20 protein-coding genes and 3 pseudogenes are annotated in these 17,313 nt (G+C 54.6%); 11 read left to right on the forward strand and 12 right to left on the reverse strand.

The window, feature by feature from the left end; translation table 11 throughout:
- Window positions 1-30: 30 nt before the first annotated feature.
- On the reverse strand, window positions 31-1,458 hold the full coding sequence (locus ACQ86N_RS14325; protein ID WP_431217417.1) for an ABC transporter ATP-binding protein: 1,428 nt from the start codon (window positions 1,456-1,458) through the stop codon (window positions 31-33).
- An 877-nt stretch (window positions 1,459-2,335) separates the two neighbouring features.
- On the opposite strand from ACQ86N_RS14325, the gene ACQ86N_RS14330 reads away from it, so the two are divergent.
- Entirely contained in the window at window positions 2,336-3,250 is a 915-nt protein-coding gene (locus ACQ86N_RS14330; RefSeq protein WP_431215729.1) for a sugar phosphate isomerase/epimerase family protein, read from the forward strand.
- On the opposite strand, the gene ACQ86N_RS14335 is transcribed toward ACQ86N_RS14330, so the two are convergent.
- Window positions 3,244-5,460: a glycoside hydrolase family 3 N-terminal domain-containing protein gene (locus tag ACQ86N_RS14335; protein ID WP_431215730.1), complete on the reverse strand. Its 2,217-nt coding sequence runs from the start codon at window positions 5,458-5,460 to the stop codon at window positions 3,244-3,246. The genes ACQ86N_RS14330 and ACQ86N_RS14335 overlap by 7 nt on opposite strands.
- Before the next feature lie 136 nt (window positions 5,461-5,596).
- Entirely contained in the window at window positions 5,597-5,830 is a 234-nt protein-coding gene (locus ACQ86N_RS14340; RefSeq protein ID WP_431215731.1) for a hypothetical protein, read from the reverse strand.
- 366 nt (window positions 5,831-6,196) lie between these two features.
- On the opposite strand from ACQ86N_RS14340, the gene ACQ86N_RS14345 reads away from it, so the two are divergent.
- Complete coding sequence (locus ACQ86N_RS14345) at window positions 6,197-7,381, forward strand: acetyl-CoA C-acyltransferase (protein ID WP_431215732.1); 1,185 nt, start codon at window positions 6,197-6,199, stop codon at window positions 7,379-7,381.
- Between the two features lie 52 nt (window positions 7,382-7,433).
- On the opposite strand, the gene ACQ86N_RS14350 is transcribed toward ACQ86N_RS14345, so the two are convergent.
- On the reverse strand, window positions 7,434-7,808 hold the full coding sequence (locus tag ACQ86N_RS14350) for a helix-turn-helix domain-containing protein (RefSeq protein ID WP_431215733.1): 375 nt from the start codon (window positions 7,806-7,808) through the stop codon (window positions 7,434-7,436).
- A 133-nt stretch (window positions 7,809-7,941) separates the two neighbouring features.
- Here ACQ86N_RS14350 and ACQ86N_RS14355 point away from each other — a divergent pair, with 133 nt between their 5' ends.
- A complete protein-coding gene (locus tag ACQ86N_RS14355; RefSeq protein WP_431215734.1) occupies window positions 7,942-8,808 on the forward strand; it encodes a HEPN domain-containing protein in 867 nt (288 codons plus the stop codon).
- Between the two features lie 38 nt (window positions 8,809-8,846).
- On the opposite strand, the gene ACQ86N_RS14360 is transcribed toward ACQ86N_RS14355, so the two are convergent.
- The 8 genes and pseudogenes from ACQ86N_RS14360 to ACQ86N_RS14395 all read right to left on the reverse strand — a co-directional run bounded on the left by ACQ86N_RS14360 (window position 8,847) and on the right by ACQ86N_RS14395 (window position 12,592).
- Window positions 8,847-9,257, reverse strand: coding sequence for an RrF2 family transcriptional regulator (locus ACQ86N_RS14360; protein WP_431215735.1), 411 nt, complete (start codon window positions 9,255-9,257; stop codon window positions 8,847-8,849).
- A 68-nt stretch (window positions 9,258-9,325) separates the two neighbouring features.
- Window positions 9,326-10,042, reverse strand: coding sequence for a 4-hydroxy-tetrahydrodipicolinate reductase (dapB, locus tag ACQ86N_RS14365; protein ID WP_431215736.1), 717 nt, complete (start codon window positions 10,040-10,042; stop codon window positions 9,326-9,328).
- A gap of 54 nt (window positions 10,043-10,096) precedes the next feature.
- Window positions 10,097-10,813: a DUF5683 domain-containing protein gene (locus ACQ86N_RS14370; RefSeq protein WP_431215737.1), complete on the reverse strand. Its 717-nt coding sequence runs from the start codon at window positions 10,811-10,813 to the stop codon at window positions 10,097-10,099.
- Between the two features lie 31 nt (window positions 10,814-10,844).
- Entirely contained in the window at window positions 10,845-11,072 is a 228-nt protein-coding gene (locus tag ACQ86N_RS14375) for a hypothetical protein (protein ID WP_431217418.1), read from the reverse strand.
- 51 nt (window positions 11,073-11,123) lie between these two features.
- Window positions 11,124-11,180 (reverse strand): annotated as a pseudogene (locus ACQ86N_RS14380) (hypothetical protein); the annotation flags it as partial.
- Between the two features lie 88 nt (window positions 11,181-11,268).
- Window positions 11,269-11,778, reverse strand: a pseudogene (locus ACQ86N_RS14385) (ParB/RepB/Spo0J family partition protein); the annotation flags it as partial.
- 12 nt (window positions 11,779-11,790) lie between these two features.
- Complete coding sequence (locus ACQ86N_RS14390) at window positions 11,791-12,312, reverse strand: ParA family protein (RefSeq protein WP_431215738.1); 522 nt, start codon at window positions 12,310-12,312, stop codon at window positions 11,791-11,793.
- Complete coding sequence (locus ACQ86N_RS14395) at window positions 12,233-12,592, reverse strand: AAA family ATPase (RefSeq protein ID WP_431215739.1); 360 nt, start codon at window positions 12,590-12,592, stop codon at window positions 12,233-12,235. The genes ACQ86N_RS14390 and ACQ86N_RS14395 overlap by 80 nt, the downstream gene beginning before the upstream one ends.
- 213 nt (window positions 12,593-12,805) lie before the next feature.
- Between ACQ86N_RS14395 and ACQ86N_RS14400 the strand changes: the two genes are divergently transcribed.
- From ACQ86N_RS14400 to ACQ86N_RS14435, 8 genes and pseudogenes are all read left to right on the forward strand, one after another.
- Window positions 12,806-13,063 carry a hypothetical protein gene (locus ACQ86N_RS14400; RefSeq protein WP_431215740.1) on the forward strand — a complete coding sequence of 86 codons (258 nt, stop codon included), beginning with the start codon at window positions 12,806-12,808 and terminating at the stop codon, window positions 13,061-13,063.
- Between the two features lie 245 nt (window positions 13,064-13,308).
- Window positions 13,309-13,518, forward strand: a complete 210-nt coding sequence (locus ACQ86N_RS14405; RefSeq protein WP_431215741.1) for a metallophosphoesterase — start codon at window positions 13,309-13,311, stop codon at window positions 13,516-13,518.
- Window positions 13,487-13,930, forward strand: a complete 444-nt coding sequence (locus ACQ86N_RS14410; protein ID WP_431215742.1) for a metallophosphoesterase — start codon at window positions 13,487-13,489, stop codon at window positions 13,928-13,930. The genes ACQ86N_RS14405 and ACQ86N_RS14410 overlap by 32 nt, the downstream gene beginning before the upstream one ends.
- Window positions 13,931-14,141: 211 nt before the next feature.
- Complete coding sequence (locus ACQ86N_RS14415; RefSeq protein WP_431215743.1) at window positions 14,142-14,813, forward strand: porin family protein; 672 nt, start codon at window positions 14,142-14,144, stop codon at window positions 14,811-14,813.
- Between the two features lie 287 nt (window positions 14,814-15,100).
- Entirely contained in the window at window positions 15,101-15,448 is a 348-nt protein-coding gene (locus tag ACQ86N_RS14420) for an outer membrane beta-barrel protein (protein WP_431215744.1), read from the forward strand.
- Between the two features lie 288 nt (window positions 15,449-15,736).
- Entirely contained in the window at window positions 15,737-16,018 is a 282-nt protein-coding gene (locus ACQ86N_RS14425; RefSeq protein ID WP_431215745.1) for an LON peptidase substrate-binding domain-containing protein, read from the forward strand.
- Window positions 16,011-16,310 (forward strand): annotated as a pseudogene (locus ACQ86N_RS14430) (LON peptidase substrate-binding domain-containing protein); the annotation flags it as partial. The gene ACQ86N_RS14425 and the pseudogene ACQ86N_RS14430, both read left to right, overlap by 8 nt.
- A gap of 100 nt (window positions 16,311-16,410) precedes the next feature.
- Complete coding sequence (locus tag ACQ86N_RS14435) at window positions 16,411-17,307, forward strand: AAA family ATPase (protein ID WP_431215746.1); 897 nt, start codon at window positions 16,411-16,413, stop codon at window positions 17,305-17,307.
- Window positions 17,308-17,313: the final 6 nt, after the last annotated feature.

A 17,313-nucleotide genomic window follows, 5' to 3' on the forward strand; every position in this document is an offset into this window, starting at 1 on the left:
GACGCTGGCAGTCCAAATTTCCATAAAATATTATTCTTCTTCGGGATCTTCTTCGCCATCTTCAGCTTCTTCCTCCTGATCTTCTTCTTCTTCTTCCTCCGCCGCCGACTGCGCCCAGTCGCTGAACCAGCCGCCCTCGTCCAGCAGCTGAGCCGGACTTCCGGCCTCCAGAACCTGCCCTTCGTCCAGCACGATCACCTGGTCGGCGTCCCGCACCATGGAATAACGGTGCGCGATGATCACGATCGTGGTGGAGGCCCGGGCGGCTTCGATGGACCGTCTTACCTCGGCCTCCGTGGAATAGTCCAGGTTGGCGGTTGCCTCGTCCAGCACGAGGATCCGCGGTTTGGCCACCAGCACCCCGGCGATCTGGATCCGCTGTCTTTCTCCGACCGACAAGCCGAGTCCGCTTTCGCCTACTGGCGTCTGCAGTCCCTGTGGCAGCCGCTGCAGAGTACCGTGTAACCCCGCCGCCATCGCCGCCGCGAGCACCTCGGCGTCCGTGGCCGAAGGACGCTTGTACCGGATATTGTCCAGCAGCGTTCCCCGGAAAATAGCGCCGTCGGTGGATACGACGCCGATCTGACTTCGGACGCTGGCGGCGTCCAGCAAATTCAGCTCCTGGCCGTCGATGAGGATCTTGCCCCCGGAGGGTTCGTATAGCTTGAGCAGGAGGTCGATGGTCGTGGTCTTTCCCGCTCCCGACGGTCCTACCAGCGCGGTAGCCCGGCCCGGCTCGAGGGTGAAGGAGACCCCACGCAATATTTCTCGATCCGGCGTATAGCTGAAACGGACGTCGCAAAACTCGACCCTGCCCAGGCCGATGACAAGTCCGCTGCCCTTCTTCTCTTCGGCGCCATTGTCCAGCAGACGAAAGGCCCGCGCGATAGAGGCCACGTTCTGCTGCAACTCGACCCAGAGGCTGGCCAGCGTGTCGATCGGACCATAGAGCCGGTCCAGATACGCGACGAACATAACCACGTCCCCCGGCGTCAGCCTGTTCTCCAGCGTCAGATAACCACCATAGCCCAGCACCAGAGCCGTGGACAGGTGAGAGAGCATCGTCTCCCAGAACACATACTTATTGGAGAGACGAGCGCGCCGGATATAGTCCTGGTAGGCCCGGTCGGCGACATTCTGAAGACCCGAAGCCTCCCGGTCCTCCGCCCCCGACAGCTTCACCGTCCTGATACCCGTGAGCCCGTCCTGGATTCGGGAGGAGACCTCCTCCCAGCGCGAATAATAAATGGAGAGGCCCGACTCCAGCTTGCCCGCGCTGCGCCAGGCGATCAGGATATAGAACGGGATCGTGATCAGCGCCACAGAGGTCAGCGCGACATTCTGCCAGAACATAATGGCCAAAATACCAGCCAGGCTGATCAGCTCGGGGAGTATCTGCTGGGAAAAACCATTGACGATGCCGGTGACCTCCTCGGACTGGTCGATCTGTTTGGCGATGGCGGCGCTGCTGCGCTTGCCGAAAAAGAGAGGGGAGCCTCAGCACGTGCGAGAAGGTGCCCTGTATGAAACGCTGCTCGATCAAACAGGAGAGACGGGTATTGGTATTCTCCGCCAGACGCCACAAAAGGGTGGCGGCAAGATTGATGATAAAGAGCCAGAATACCGACCATAGCAGTGTATTCAACGCCTGTTGCGGCGAACGCGCAGCGACATGTCCCTGGCGGTGCGGTTCGGGATGTTTGACCGGAGGTTTGACGGCAGGTGGCGGCGTAACCTTTTTGCCATGACGATGACGGCCATGCAGGAGCGGCTTTGCCGCTGCGGAGTCCCGGTGTGGTGGCGTCGCCGTGGCGGAGTCCCGGTGTGGTGGCGTCGCCGTGGCGGAGTCCCGGCGTGGTGGCGGCGGGATCACGATAGCGGAGTCAGCCGCCGAATCTGCGGCAGAGTCAACCGCCATCGCCGCCGAGTCCGCCGTTTCTGCCCGAAACGTCGACCGGATGCTCTCTACGTCTTCCGAATCGAGGCCGAGGTCTTTTTGCGCGTTCTCTCTCGCCTGCCTCACGAACAGACCGGCTACGTCATTGATGGCTTCGCGATAGATCAGCGGCTCGACGAGGCTGGCACCCGTGCTCAGCAGGCCCAGCGTCACCACCCAGATAAATTTTCGCCTGTAAGGCATGATGAGCCGGAATATATTCTTCCAGACAGCCTTTTTATTTGGTTTTTCCATAGTCGCTGATAAACGCTGTAAATGTAATACCCTTAAAATTTATTTGGCTCCGGCAGCAAAAAAATTACATTCGTTGAGAACAATCCGTTAGTAGTATACAAGACCGAAGTTCTTAATCTATTTCACTTTATCAATCCAGATTCCATGGGCTACTCCCGCAGAACCTTTATCAGGAATAGCGCCCTTGCGGTGGCTGCTACCAGTTTTCTTCCACGCGAAACGTCCTCTTATTTTAAGAAAGGGGTGACGGGCCTTCAGCTGTATTCCGTTCGTGACGAAATGAAAGCCGATCCTTCCGGTACGCTGAAGAAGCTGGCTGAAATGGGTTACAAATACGTCGAGCACGCGGGGTACGTCGACCACAAGTTCTACGGCTCCCCGGCAAAAGAGTTCAAAGCACAGCTGGACGGCCTCGGATTGAAGATGATCAGCGGGCACACGCGGCTGGGCGCTTCGGACTGGAACGAGAGTACAAAGGATTTTTCTGACAGCTGGAAAAAGACGGTAGAGGACGCGGCCATCGCCGGTCAGCAGTACGTCGTCAGCCCTTCGCTGGAAGAAGCCCAGCGCAAGACCTACGACGACCTGATGCGTTTTATGGACGTTTTTAACAGGAGCGGCGAACTCTGCAAAAAGCACGGGATGAAATTCGGCTACCACAACCACGATTTTGAGTTCAGCTCCGTCCTCAACAATAAAAAGGTCTACGATATCATCATGCAGAATACCGATCCCGCACTGGTCGCTCACCAGCTGGATATGGGCAATCTCTACAACGGCGGCGCTATCGCGATCGCCGTCGTCATGCAATACCCGGGCCGGTACGAGTTGATGCACGTGAAGGACGAGATCAAGTCTGCGACCACTGCCGCAGGCAGGGACAAATTCGAGAGCACCATCCTCGGAGAAGGCATCGTCAATACGAAACAGGTCTGTGACCTTGGAAAAAAATCGGGCGGGACCCGCGTCTTCATCATCGAACAGGAGTCCTATCAGGGCAAGACCCCGCTGGACTGCGCAAAGGCGGACCTGGCGATCATGAAGAACTGGGGTTACTGATAACTGAATACGGCCTTCTTATCTCCAATATAAATGTCAAAGTCTCCGGGCTCCGTCACGGTCTTTAGCTGTGCGTTGACGAATGCCAGGTCGCTCCCGTCAAGAGTAAAACTGACCTCCTGCGACTGACCGGCTTTCAGGAATATCTTTTTGAACGCGCGCAGCCGCCGCATGCTCGGCGTGACGCTGGAATAGTGCTGTCTCGTATATAGTTCGACGGTATGGTTTCCGTCCATTTTACCACTATTCGTCACCGTTATTTTCACCGTCAGCCGGTTTCCCGCGGTCAGCCTGTTCGTGTTCAGCGCAGGCTCGCCATAGTCCCAGCGGGTATAGCTGAGTCCCCATCCGAACGGAAACAGCGGGTGGTAGCCGTCCATCGTCATGTCCGAGTTGAAGATCTCCCGGATGTCTTCCGTCGGCTTACGGTCGTAGAGCACCATTTCTCCCATGCTGCGCGGATAGCTGTAGGGCAGGCGTCCGTCCGGGTTGTAGTCGCCCATCAGGACGTCGCTGACGGCTTCGGCGGTCTTCCTTCCGCTCCAGTAGGCCTGCAGGATTCCCTTCATCAGCGGAGCGATGCCGGTGATGAGCCGGGGTCTCCCCTCTGTCAGTACGAGTATGACGGGCTTGCCCGTGGCCGCGGCGACACGCGCCAGGGCCTGCTGTTCTTCGGGCAGCGTCAGGTCTGAAGTATTGCCGGGACTTTCCGCGTAGGCGTTCTCGCCCAGGCAGAGGACGATGGCGTCCGCGCCCGCGGCAGCGCCCTTAAGGGCAGCCGTATCATAGTTTGCAGGGCTGTCAAAGCCGGCCACAGCGGTAGTCGTGACCTTGTCAGCGCCTAACTTATCGCTCAGCGCGTCGAATATGGTCTTGCTGTTTGAAGGATACCAGCGCTCGTCTTTCCCCTGCCAGGTATAGCTCCAGCAGCCGTTGAGGGCGCTGATGCTTCTGGCGGATGGGCCGGCGACCAGCACGCGCACATTTCGCTGCAGCGGCAGCGCACCGTCGTCGTTCTTCAGCAGGGTCATAGCTTCGTGCGCAGCCTGAAGGGCCAGCGTCTGATAGTCCGGTCGCCCGAAATTGCCCGCGGCGGCGGGTTCGGGATAGGGATTGTCGAAGAGGCCGAGCTTCTCTTTCAGCAGCAGGATGCGCCGGACCGCGTCGTCGATGCGGCTAACGGGCACTTCGCCTTTCTGTACGGCTTCCTTCAGGAGAACAAAGAAGGAAAAGTCCATCGGCACCATGCTCATGTCGATGCCGGCGTTGATGGCCATCGCAACAGCGGCCCTTGGGGTTGCCGCCACGTTATGCCGTGTGTGCAGCCGGATGATATCTTCCCAGTCGGTGACGATGACGCCCTGGAACCCCAGCTCTTTGCGGAGTACATCGGTCAGCAGGTATTTGCTGGCGTGAACCGGCGTGCCGTTGATCTCGCCGGAGTTGACCATCAGCGTCGAGGCGCCGGCTTTTATGGCCGCCCTGAACTGGGGCAGGTAATATTCGCGCATTTCTGTCTCGGGCAGGTATATCGGCGTCCGGTCCTTGCCCGTGCGGGAGGCGGAGTAAGCCAGATAGTGTTTCATGCAGCTGGCGACGGCCGTCGGCGTTTTCAGTCCGTCCTCTTCAAAGGCTTTGATAACAGCCGCACCCATCGTCTTTCCAATATATACGTCTTCGCCATAGGTCTCGGGGAACCGCGACCACAGCGGCTGACGGCCACAGTCGAGGACGGGTGCAAAATTCCAGCGGACCCCCGAAGCGCGCAGCTCTTTGGCCGTGACCTTGGCCAATGCCGCGGCCAGCGCCGGGTTGCGGGTTGCGGCCATACCGATACTCTGGGGAAACAGCGTCGCGTCGAGTGTATAGGTCTGCCCGTGGATCCCGTCCAGTCCGTAGACGACAGGTATCTTCAGTCTGGTCCTGCCGGCCTCGTCCTGTATCTGTGTGAGCACCTTGTGCCACTGCTCCACACTCAGTGCGTGGTTGGTAACGTTCAGGATCGATCCGACCTTGTACTCCTGTACCGCCTTCGTCAGCGCGGCCGGATCCAGGACGCCGTCTTCCGGCTTCGAGATAACGCCCAGCGTCACCTGGGTCATCTGTCCTATTTTTTCGTCCAGCGTCATCTGCCGCAGCAGTGCCGTCACTTTATTCCCGCCGGCACCTTCCTGTGCAAACAGGGAAAGGGATAACAGGAGTCCGCCCAACAGGCTTATTCTTTTTGCATGCTTTAAAGATAAGCTGCCGGTTCACGGTCCGGGCATGAACTTTTGATCATTTCTGATACTAATTTAACAGGGGCAGCATGCGTTCGGGGCCCGCCGACGCACCGGGCCGGCCCTTTCAATCCTCGAGTCCGTTCAGCGCCCTGAGGTAGTCGTACTGGAGGTCTTCGTGCATCGTGGCGATAGCGGCGCGGACCTTTTTCAGCTGTTGCTTGTAAAGGTTCGTCAGCACGGGGCTGTCCTTTACCGGTATTTTGGCGGCCCGAATCTTCCGGCAGAAATAGGTCAGCAGTTCCACCTCTGCCTGAGCCGAACCGGTATAACGGATCTGCTTAGCCGTATTTCGCAGCACCTTGCGCAGACTCTTCTTGGTGAGGTAGAGATTGGGTTTGGGCAGCTCCTCAAATTCTCCGTCGATCTCTTTTTTTACATTCTCGATATAGGCGCCCTCGTCGGCGGCTTCGAACAGCAGATAGGTCAGCAGTTCCTTGTTGTCTTTTTGAACCGGGCCAGCCGCAGACAGATGTCGACAAGCCGGGAGGGAGGAAGGTCTTTGAGTTCTGTTTTAATGTCCTGGACGCTTGCTGCTTTCATATTGCTAATTAATCAAAAATTCTGATCCCGCCAGTCGATAATCCGGGTTTTTGCCGCGTCAGCGGGAAACACTAACACTTGTTAGTTTTTTGCTTAACTTCACGCATCAAAAACAAACTCCCATATGAATAAAGAAGTCGTCATCGTCTCTGCAGTCCGTACCCCGATAGGAAGTTTCGGCGGGGCGCTCAAGGATTTTTCGGCCCCGCAACTGGGCGCTATCGCCATCAGGGGCGCGCTCGAAAAGGCGGGGCTGGCGGCCGACAAGGTTCAGGAAGTATTGATGGGCTGTGTATTGCAGGGCAATCTCGGACAGGCTCCCGCCAGACAGGCGGCGAAAGGGGCGGGTCTCCCGGACAACGTGGTATGTACCACCGTCAACAAGGTTTGCGCCAGCGGGATGAAAGCCGTGGTACAGGCTGCCCAGGGTATCCTGCTCGGCGACACGGATATCGCGGTCGCCGGTGGAATGGAAAGCATGAGCAATGTGCCTTTCTATGTAGAACAGCTTCGCTGGGGGAATAAATACGGGAATAGCAGCCTGATCGACGGACTGGCGAAAGACGGACTGACGGACGCCTATGACGGCAAGGCCATGGGAAATGCGGCCGAGCTCTGCGCGACCACCTGCGGCGTCAGCCGGGAAGACCAGGACGCTTTCGCCATCGCCAGCTATCAGCGGGCGCAGGCCGCCTGGGCGGCCGGTCAGTTTGCGGACGAAGTGGTGCCGGTAGAAGTGCCGCAGCGAAAGGGCAATCCAATACAGATCGCAAAGGACGAAGAGCCGTTCAATGTCAAATTCGATAAGATCCCGGAACTGAAGCCCTCGTTTCAAAAGGACGGAACGGTGACTGCCGCCAACGCATCCACGCTGAATGACGGCGCGGCGGCCCTCGTTATTATGAGCAGGGAAAAAGCGGAGCAGCTGAAGCTGAAACCCCTGGCCCGGATCTTGGGTTATGCCGACGCGGAGCAGGCGCCGGAATGGTTCACAACTACTCCGGCTATCGCCGTTCCCAAAGCAGTGGCTAAGGCAGGGCTGAAGATGGAAGACATCGACTATTGGGAATTGAATGAAGCGTTTGCCGTCGTCGGTATTGAAAATACGAAACGCATGCGGCTGGACCCGGCCAAAGTCAATGTACACGGCGGCGCGGTAGCCATCGGCCATCCGCTGGGCGCCAGCGGGGCGCGCATCCTGGTAACGCTGATCCATACACTCCGTCAGAACAAGGCCCGGTACGGCGCCGCAGGGATTTGCAACGGGGGTGGGGGAGCGTCCGCCATCGTCATCGAAAACATCGGATAGCGAAAAGCCCGGGAAAGCTTTTACAGCGAGGTCGCTTCCAGGCGGCCTCTTTCTATTTGTTTTCGGGAAGACGGGAGTTGATGCGCTCCATTTCTTCCCGGAGATTCTTTATTTCCTCCAGGACATAGTTCAGCTTGTCTTCCCTTGCCATCGAAGCCTCCGCGTCGGCGTGATCGTACATGGCCACACCAGAGTTGCCCTGCCTTTGATAGACGTTTACTTCCGACAGATCTACTTTCAGCAGCGTATCCAGCGGAATATCAAAATAATTGCTGATGATCAGCAGTTCCTCCAGGTTGGGCTCGCTTATCCCGTTCTCCCAGTTGCCCACTGTCGTCTGCCCTTTTTTGATCAGCGCTGCAATCTCAGACTGGGTTTTAGACGATTGCTTCCGGAGCCACCTCAAATTTTTTCCTAAAAAATGCATAGCAATAAAATTGTCCACACAAAAATATTCACACCCTGTTTATTGATAAAATACCAATATTATTAGTTAACTTTATTTTGGTATTGTTACTACAAATATAGCCAATTAAGTTGCTAGAAAAGACCGTTTAACTATGAATACTTCCATAAAACACTTATCTCCTGCCCTGCGCGACCAGCTGAACGCCGCCATCCGGATCATAGTGGACGCCATCCACCCGGAAAAGATCATTCTTTTTGGAGTCTACAGCGTCGAAGGCGACGCGGAACTGTTCAGCCATGCGCTATCACCCGGCCAGCTTCCCTTCGACCTGCTGATAGCGACCGCGCGCGGCGAGCGCCGCGCCGACTATGAGCTTCAGGATATCCTCGAGAACCGTTGCCGCGGGGTGGCTTCCGTTACAACGGTGGTCCACGATATCGACCATATCAACCGGCAGCTCGTCGCACGTCAGTATTTCTTCAGCCTGGTGGCCATGAATGGCATCCTGCTGTATGACGCGGGTATCACGCGGCTGGAGAAGCCCGGACTTCCGGATTTCGATGCGGTGAGGAAGACGGCCGAAAGAGACTTTGAAAGATGGGCGGGGCAGGCCAATGCCTTCTATAACAATGCCCGGTTCAGCCTGCAAAATAAAGAATGGAAAATAACGACCTTTCTGCTCCACCAGGCCGCAGAACAGATCTATCAGGCCATTCTTCTGGTGTTTACAGGCTACAAACCGACAACCCATAATCTCGACAAATTAAGAAGGTATACCAACCGTCTCTCCCTCGAACTGGCAACCCTGTTTCCCCGCGATAACCCCGAAGAGGAGCATCTTTTCCGGTTGCTGACCCAGGGCTATGTGGATGCCCGTTACAAAGATCATTTCATAATTTCGGAGCAGGAGGCAGGGCTACTCACAGAAAGAGTACAGCAGCTGCTGGACATTGCCAAAAGAGTATGCGGAAATCATTTGCTGAGCCTCGGAAAGAAAGCCAGGTGTATGTCTTTCTGATGGGGTGAGCCCGCGGCAGCCCCCAGTGCCCCGGCCGGCTACTCCCTTGCAAGGTCGGCGATCGTCTTCTTCTCGAGTATCTTGAGGTTGGCGTCGCGAACCTGCGACATGACCGAATGCAAACCACAACTCTTTTCGTCGCAGTTCTTACAGCGCTCGTAGAAGTAAAGGCTGACGCAGGGCAGGAGAGAGATCGGGCCGTCAAGCAGCCGCATGACCGTAGCCAGCGGAACATCCTTCGGGTTCTTGGCGAAATAGTATCCGCCTCCCTTCCCTTTCTTACTTTCCAGGATATTCGCATTTTTCAGCTCCAGCAGGATATTCTCCAGGAACTTCAGCGGGATCTTTTTCTTCTTGGCGATCTCCGCGATCAGTACCGGCTCGTCTTTTTCTTTTTGCGCCAGGTACATCAGAGCCTGGAAGGCATATTGTGTCTTTTTGGAAAGCATTTTTTATCCTTTCTTTTGTAGTATTTGTGGGACCAGTCTGCGGGATCCCCATCCCGGTTGGCAATGGATCAGAAACCCAGCACATCGCTCATCCGGAAGAGACCGCTTTTACCCTTTATAAATTCAGCCGCCAGCACCGCACCCAGGGCAAAACCTTTCCGGCTATGCGCTGTATGCGTAATCTCGATGGAATCGATCTCCGAACTGTATTCTATCCGGTGAGTGCCGGGCGCCGGGTCTATCCGATCGCTCAGTATCTCCAATTCATCTAAGTTATCACTAATATGATTGACCCATCCTTTTTTACGGGGGATTTTTTCCAGTATCTGTTCGGCCAGCGTAATCGCCGTCCCGCTGGGCGAATCCTTCTTCTGGGTATGGTGGATCTCCGATATCCGCACTTCGTAGTCCGTATGAGGCTCCATCAGTTCGGCCAGCCGCCGGTTGACTTCGAAAAAGATATTGACGCCAACACTGAAATTGCTGGCATAGAGAAAGCCCCCATTTTGCTGACGGCAGGCACTCTGAACCGTATCCAGCCTGTCCAGCCAGCCCGTCGAACCGCTTACCGTCGGAACCCCCGCCTCCAGACAGCGCATGATATTTTCGAAAGCGCTTTCGGGACCCGTAAATTCGATGGCAACATCCGCCTGACGGATCTTTTCGACGGTGTTGTCTTCCAGGTTGTCGATCGATACCTTGAGCACGATAGTATGGCCCCTTGTGACGGCGATCTCCTCGATCGCATGCCCCATTTTTCCATACCCAATGAGCGCAATCTTCATACTGCGAATAGATTTAGCGGCAAATTTACGACAGTTTTTGTGGACTATGAAGTTTTAGGGCAGCGGTTTCAGCGACCGGCTCCGGGCCTTGTGAAAGTCAAAGGCCAGACCCAGCCCCATCCCCGTTGCGCCAGGACCGGCTACACCCGATGGCTGGTCCAGGCGCAGACTCAGCTTGTCGCTGACGTCGAAGCTCATCAGGTGAGCGTCTACCGTCGCATCCACGATCTGCAGCCCCCAGAATAACAGGAAAAAAAGAACGGAATAGTCCTGGTCCTTCCTGAACTCGTTGCGGTAGGTACGCAGCGAATTGATGTTTCCGTTGCCCTCGACAAACGTCCGCAGCCTCGGGTCGACCTGTGAGGCAAGAGCGGCCGGGATCGTATCCCCCTTTTCGACATATGGATCGATCAGCGCTATCGCAGCCTGGCATTTCTGATACCAGCTGCGGTTATAGAAGAAAGTATAGGCGGGAATGCCCACGGCTGCATACACCAGCGGCAGCTTCCAGTATTTGCGGTTGTATATCTGTCCGAGACCGGGACAAAAGGTAGAATAGAGCGTGGCCTTTCTCGGACTGTGTACTTTGCGGCCAAGAGAATCGACTTCGGGCGCCTTCTGCTTGTGCCCCTTCGGATGCGGCCCGCGCGGCAGAGTATCCGTCACCCGGGTGCCCGTTGCCGGCTTCCCCTTTATAAAGGAAGGTATCGTGTCGTTCTTTACCTGGCACTGACAATGGCCATGCAGGAACAGGAATCCCGCGATGATCAAAAAATCCGGACCATTTTCATGTAGAAACTGCTTAGTTGACGGAAACGCCCAGCTGGTCCAGCAATTTATTCAATTCCTGGAGAGAGTAATACTCAATTGAAATACTTCCTTCTCCTTTCTTGGTGTGATTGAGCTTTACTTTTGTGCTGAAATGCGAGGCTAAGTTATCCTCAATTCTTTTGTAAGCCTCCGGCAGGGCGGGCTTTACCGAATTTTTAACAGCGCCGGGCGCGCCGCCCTCCTTGTAGAGCTTGCGCACCAGTTCTTCCGTCTGACGAACGGAAAGTCCTTTTTCCTTTATCTCTTTGAATAAATACAACTGCTTGTCGACAGTGTCTACGTTGATCAGCGCACGCGCATGACCCATCGAAAGCTGGTTGCTGCGAACCGCGACACTGGATATCGGGCGGCAGCTTCAGCAGACGGATATAGTTGGCCACCGTGCTCCTCTCTTTCCCCATCCGCTCCGCCACCTGCTCCTGCGTGTAGTTCAGCTCTTCCATCATCCGCTTGTAGCTGAGCGCAATTTCCATTGCATTCAGGTCTTCACGCTGCAGGTTCTCCAGCAACGCCAGCTCCAGCAGCTGCTGGTCGTCGGCCTGCCTCACATAGGCCGGGATGTCTTTCAGCTCGGCCAGCTTTGCCGCCCGGTATCGGCGCTCACCCGAGATCAGCCTGTACTTTCCGGTCGGCAGCTTGCTGACCGTGATCGGCTGGATGATATCGTGCAGCCGGATAGAATGTGCCAGCTCCTGCAGGGCCTGCTCGTCAAAATCATGACGCGGCTGGCGCGGGTTGGTCTCTATCTCACCCAGCGGTATACGCAACATATTGGTTACCGTCTCGACGACCGATGGCTTCAGGTCGCCCGACGTGGTCTTAAGGTCAGCGTCGATGCTCTTCAGCAGGGACCTGATTCCTTTCCCCAGGGCCTCTTTATCACTTTTTTTATTGGGTGTGCTCATTGGTGCATTGCGTTATTCTAAAATTCTCTCCTCTTGTTTGATGCGCGTCATATTGTTCTTCTGCAGGATCTCCTTCGCAAGATTGAGATAGTTGACGGAACCCTTGCTGAGCGCATCGTACAGGATCACCGGCTTACCGACGGACGGCGCCTCGCTGATCTTCGTGTTCCTGTGAATAATGGTGTTAAAAACGATCTCGTCGAAATGCTTGCGGACCTCGCTGACCACCTGGTTGCACAGCCGGAGACGTCCGTCGTACATCGTCATCAGAATGCCTTCGATCGCCAGACTGGGATTCAGCCTGCTCTGCACGATCTTCACCGTGTTCAGCAGCTTGCCAAGCCCTTCCAGCGCGAAAAACTCGGTTTGCACCGGCACGATCACCGAATCGGCGGCCGTCAGAGCATTCACCGTGATCAGACCCAGCGAAGGCGAGCAGTCGATGATGATAAAATCATATTCGTCTTTGATCGGCTCGAGAATGCCTTTCAGCACGCTTTCCCGGTTGGGGTAGTTGATCATTTCTGATCTCATAACCTACCAGGTCGATATGCGAAGGAACGACGTCCAGGTGCGGGATCTCCGACTTCAGGATCACGTCCTTTACCGGGATGCCATTCACCATACAGTCATAAAGACTCTGGGTAACATTGTGCAGATCGAACCCTACACCGGTAGTACTGTTCGCCTGAGGATCGGCGTCTACCAGCAGCGTTTTGAATTCCAGCACAGCAAAGCTGGCGGCCAGATTGATCGCTGAGGTGGTCTTACCTACTCCTCCTTTTTGGTTTGCAACTCCTATAGTTTTTCCCATATTATATTATCTCATCGCAATGGGCCAAACCCATTTTGCGTAAAATTGTCACCAATCGACAAGATGACAAAATAAAGTTTTTGACAAGATGGCAAATGTACATTCTTCAGGAGAAATTCGAAGAACTTTCCTGATTTACGGAAGTTTGCCGCAATTTTGCACCCAAAACGGTCCATCTCCTGAAAGGCCAAAATCACATAAATACAATTTTTAATGCGTAGCCGAAGATTTCAGCTGGTCTTTCTGGTGGTTGCCCTGCTGGTGGATTTCTACGTCTTTCAGGCCGTTAAGGAGCTTTCCCAGGGGCTCTTACCCCGGACCAGACTATTGATCTATACCATCTACTGGATCATTTCCCTGCTTTCCCTGTTTACCATGTTCTTCATCCTGCCCAGCCTGCGGTACAAGGCGCCAAAGACCTATTCCTATCTTCTGGCCCTGGTCGCCGGTCTTTTCATGAGCAAGCGCTGATCGCATCCGTCTTCTTTTGATAGACGATATCCGGCGGGCCGCCCAAGTGGCTGCTCACCAAATCCGGAGCCTCTCGAAGGCGAACCCATTTCCCGCAGCGTATTTCTCAGCTGGCTGGGGATCGGACTCGGGGGAGGCCTGTTTACCTCCTGGTCGCCGGCTTCGCCAATAAATATAATTATAAGATCCAGCGCCACCGACTGGCCTTTGACAATGTTCCCCCCGGCTTTAAAGGCCTTAAAATTGTGCAACTGTCTGATATTCATTCAGGTAGCTTTGGCGATCCCGCAGCGGTAGGCAGGGGTGTCGATATGGTCCTGGCCGAAAAGCCCGATATCATCCTTTTTACGGGCGATCTGGTCAACAGCATCGCCACCGAAATGAAAGACTACCAGGGCCGTTTTCGCCCGCCTGACCGCCCCGATGGGGGTCTATTCCACCCTGGGAAACCATGACTACGGCGATTATTACTGGTGGGAGTCCGAACAGACTAAAAAGGCCAACCTCGAGCACCTCAAACAGATACAGGCAGAAATGGGCTGGCGCCTGCTGATGAACGAACACGTCGTCCTGGAAAGGAGAGGGGACCGGATCGCACTTCTTGGCATAGAGAACTGGAGCGCCAAGGCGCGTTTCCCCAAATACGGTAAGATGAACGAAGCCCACGCAGGGACGGAAGAATATCCCTTTAAGATCCTGATGAGCCACGACCTGAGCCACTGGGACGCCGAGGTAAGAACCCATTACCCCGACGTCGACCTCATGCTCGCCGGACATACTCACGGTATGCAAGTGGGGAGTGGAGCTGCCGGGTTTCAAATGGAGCCCCGTCAGCCTGGTGTACCGCCAGTGGGCCGGACTCTATGAGGAAGGAAAACAAAAATTATACGTCAACCGCGGCGTACGGATTTATCGGCTATCCGGGCCGTTTTGGGATACTGCCGGAGATAACGGTAATCGAACTGGCTTAAGAAAGCTTTAACATTTAACGAGTCATTTAAGGATTTTAACAAACCAATAAATTAATCAAATGTACTTTCACCCCATAATTAGAATGAAACACAAAACAGCACCAACAATGAAATTCAGCATGAACAAATTTGCTCTTCCGCTAGCTTCGATCGCCCTTTCTCTCATGCTCGTAACCTTGACTACTGCAAATGCCGACGCCCAGGAATCACTTCAACTGGGTATTAAGGGCGGCGTCAACCTGATCAAGGTAAGCGGCAGGTCAATGAATACCGAGGTCCAGCCTGGCGCGGTCGCCGGCTTCTACGGAGAACTGAATTTTTCAAAGCGCTGGGTGCTGCAGCCCGAGCTGATCTGGAATCAGATCGTCACCCAGACCTCTGAAGAATTCGGCCAGATCTATCCCGGCGACGGCGTACATTCCGGCCAGGCCATCAACAACTATATTTCGCTTCCCGTACTGGTCGCTTTTAAACCTACGCCCGAATTATCGATCCTAGCAGGACCCCAGTACAGCTACCTGGTCAACCAGACCAAGGGACTTTGGTTCAGCGACCAGAACAAAGGCATCTTCGCTAAAAATGACCTGGCCGTCGTCATCGGCGGACAGCTGAACCTGGGCAAAGTGAAGATTGGCGCGCGTTATGTATGGAATATTACCGATGCTAACGGTATCAATAACTCGGATCAAGTGGCGCGAGCACGGTTTTCAGGCCTATCTCGGCTATCAGATCAAAGATATCCGCCTGAAGAAGAAAGCGACGGCAGCAAAATAAATTGACAGACTTAAACAGACCTGTGTAGAAAATGTGGGACAAAAAATTAACCATAAAAATTCAATTTTTTGTCCCAATCTCATAATATCTGCACACCCGGCCGAAAGGCCTCGTGTGCGAACCGGACTTTGTCCGGTTCAGTTCTCCCTAAAACTACTGGCACATAAGTTGAAATACTACTTGCAATCCATTCAATAACTGAGGCCTCACGGGGACTCATAAATCAAACCAACATGAAGAGGACCGCAATTGTATTATCCGTATTACTTGTGACCGCCAGCACTGGGAGCCAGTGCCCAGGGGTGTTCACCTGGGGATCAAGGCCGGCGCCAACCTTTTTAAAATGAACGGCGAGTCGTTCAGCGACGAATACCAGTTCGCCTACAACGTCGGCGCCTTTGCACAGGTCAATTTCACCCCGAACATCGGTATCCAGCCCGAACTGCTGTTCAACCAGACGAACTATCGTACGGGTACCCAGTTCAGCTCAATCTACCCCAACGGCGTCAATGACGTAAAAGGGAAACTGAACTATCTTACCGTTCCGGTGCTGTTAAACATCAGGCCAATCCCCCTGCTGAGCATCCTGGGTCGGACCCCAGTTCGGTATCCTGCTCAATCAGGACCAGCACCTGGTTGACAACACCAGGAATGCATTTAAGAAGGGAGACTTCTCCATGGTAGGTGGTGCGCAGCTCAACCTCTCCGGCCTGATGGTCGGGGCAAGGTATGTCATAGGGCTAAATAACATCAATGATGTAGGCACCGAACAATCCCTGGAAGAACCAGGGATGGCAGTTGTACGCAGGTTTTCGGATATTTTAAGCCAATTATGTAATTTTGTTTCAGAACCCTCCTGTGGGAGGGTTTTGTTTTTCTGGATAAGAGTGCTATTTTGTTACAGATTGCACATACTCAAACACCACTGATGAAAGAGAATTTATTCATGCGTGCCGAAGATGACCTGGATTTCATGCCCATTATACCCTTGAATGAGACCGATAATGAGAACCTCAACGATATAGAGATACCCAAAGAGCTTCCCGTCCTTCCCCTCCGCAATACTGTACTCTTCCCCGGCGTGGTCCTCCCCATCACCGTCGGCAGAGACAAAAGCATCAAGGCGGTCAACGACGCCTATAAGGCGGACAAGCTTATCGTGCGTGCTGGCGCAAAAAGACAGTACCATCGAAGATCCCGGCATGGGTGACCTGGAGGACGTGGGTACCGTCGCGCGTATCATCAAACTCATTAAAATGCCCGACGGCGGAACTACGGTTATCCTTCAGGGTAAAAGAAGGTTCAAGGTCGGAGCTATCACCGCGGAAGACCCCTATTTCAAGGCCCAGGTTGTCCTGCTGCAGGAAGCAGAGGCCCCGAAAGAACAGGACTTTGAAGCCTATGTCTCCAATATCAAGGACCTGGCGGCGCAGATCATCCAGCTGTCTCCCAATATCCCTTCCGAGGCTTCGATCATTCTGAAGAATATCGAAAACCCTTCTTTTCTCATCCATTTCATATCCAGTAATCTCAACACCGAACTGCACGAAAAACAGCAGCTCCCTGGAGATCCACCATATCAAATCAAGGGCAGACCTGCTGATGCAGCTGCTCCAGCGCGAACTCCAGTTCGCCGAACTCAAGAACAAGCTCACCAACAAGACCAAAACCGAGCTCGACAAACAGCAACGCGAATACTTCCTGCAGCAGCTGAAAAGCATCAAGGACGAACTGGGAGGAGATACCAACGAACGCGAGCTCAAAGAGATGCAGAAGAAGGCGGAGAGCAAGAAATGGCCGGCCGCCGCACGCGACCTGTTTCGCAAAGGGATCGAACGGCTCGAACGCATGCACCCCACGACACCCGACTATTCCGTCGTCTACAATCACCTCGACCTGATGCTCGAGCTGCCCTGGGGCGACTATACAGAAGATTCCTACGACCTGAAAAAGGCCAAGAAGATCCTCGACCACGATCACTATGGCATGGATAAAGTGAAGGAGAGAATACTGGAATACCTGGCGGTACTCAAATTAAAAGGCGACATGAAGAGTCCGATCCTTTGTTTTGTCGGCCCTCCCGGTATCGGCAAGACCTCGCTCGGCCGCAGCATCGCCAGCGCCATCGGCCGCAAATACGTCCGAATCAGCCTCGGCGGCCTGCACGACGAAAGCGAGATCCGCGGCCACCGCAAGACCTATATCGGCGCCATGCCCGGCCGTATCCTCCAGTCCCTGCGCAAGATCAAGTCCTCGAATCCCGTAATGATCCTCGACGAGATCGACAAGACAGGCAGCGATTTCCGTGGCGATCCATCTTCGGCGCTCCTGGAGGTCCTCGACCCCGAACAGAACCATACCTTCTACGACAACTACCTCGAACTCGAATACGACCTGAGTAAAGTACTGTTCGTCGCCACCGCCAACGATATCAATGCCATCCCGCACGCCCTGCGCGGACCGCCTGGAGATCATCGACTCTCAGCGGCTACGCGGTAGAAGAAA

Origin of the sequence: Puia sp. P3 (assembly GCF_050632245.1) — a bacterium.
Taxonomy (GTDB): domain Bacteria; phylum Bacteroidota; class Bacteroidia; order Chitinophagales; family Chitinophagaceae; genus Puia.

Bases quoted from the DNA above. Each gene is read 5' to 3' on its own strand.
- ACQ86N_RS14410 (WP_431215742.1), top strand. From the start codon at position 13,487: ATGGGGGTCTATTCCACCCTGGGAAACCATGACTACGGCGATTATTAC.
- ACQ86N_RS14435 (WP_431215746.1), top strand. From the start codon at position 16,411: ATGCAGCTGCTCCAGCGCGAACTCCAGTTCGCCGAACTCAAGAACAAG.
- ACQ86N_RS14345 (WP_431215732.1), top strand. From the start codon at position 6,197: ATGAATAAAGAAGTCGTCATCGTCTCTGCAGTCCGTACCCCGATAGGA.
- ACQ86N_RS14360 (WP_431215735.1), bottom strand. From the start codon at position 9,257: ATGCTTTCCAAAAAGACACAATATGCCTTCCAGGCTCTGATGTACCTG.
- ACQ86N_RS14390 (WP_431215738.1), bottom strand. From the start codon at position 12,312: ATGAGATCAGAAATGATCAACTACCCCAACCGGGAAAGCGTGCTGAAA.
- ACQ86N_RS14415 (WP_431215743.1), top strand. From the start codon at position 14,142: ATGAAATTCAGCATGAACAAATTTGCTCTTCCGCTAGCTTCGATCGCC.
- ACQ86N_RS14330 (WP_431215729.1), top strand. From the start codon at position 2,336: ATGGGCTACTCCCGCAGAACCTTTATCAGGAATAGCGCCCTTGCGGTG.
- ACQ86N_RS14350 (WP_431215733.1), bottom strand. From the start codon at position 7,808: ATGCATTTTTTAGGAAAAAATTTGAGGTGGCTCCGGAAGCAATCGTCT.
- dapB (WP_431215736.1), bottom strand. From the start codon at position 10,042: ATGAAGATTGCGCTCATTGGGTATGGAAAAATGGGGCATGCGATCGAG.
- ACQ86N_RS14425 (WP_431215745.1), top strand. From the start codon at position 15,737: ATGAAAGAGAATTTATTCATGCGTGCCGAAGATGACCTGGATTTCATG.
- ACQ86N_RS14395 (WP_431215739.1), bottom strand. From the start codon at position 12,592: ATGGGAAAAACTATAGGAGTTGCAAACCAAAAAGGAGGAGTAGGTAAG.
- ACQ86N_RS14355 (WP_431215734.1), top strand. From the start codon at position 7,942: ATGAATACTTCCATAAAACACTTATCTCCTGCCCTGCGCGACCAGCTG.
- ACQ86N_RS14400 (WP_431215740.1), top strand. From the start codon at position 12,806: ATGCGTAGCCGAAGATTTCAGCTGGTCTTTCTGGTGGTTGCCCTGCTG.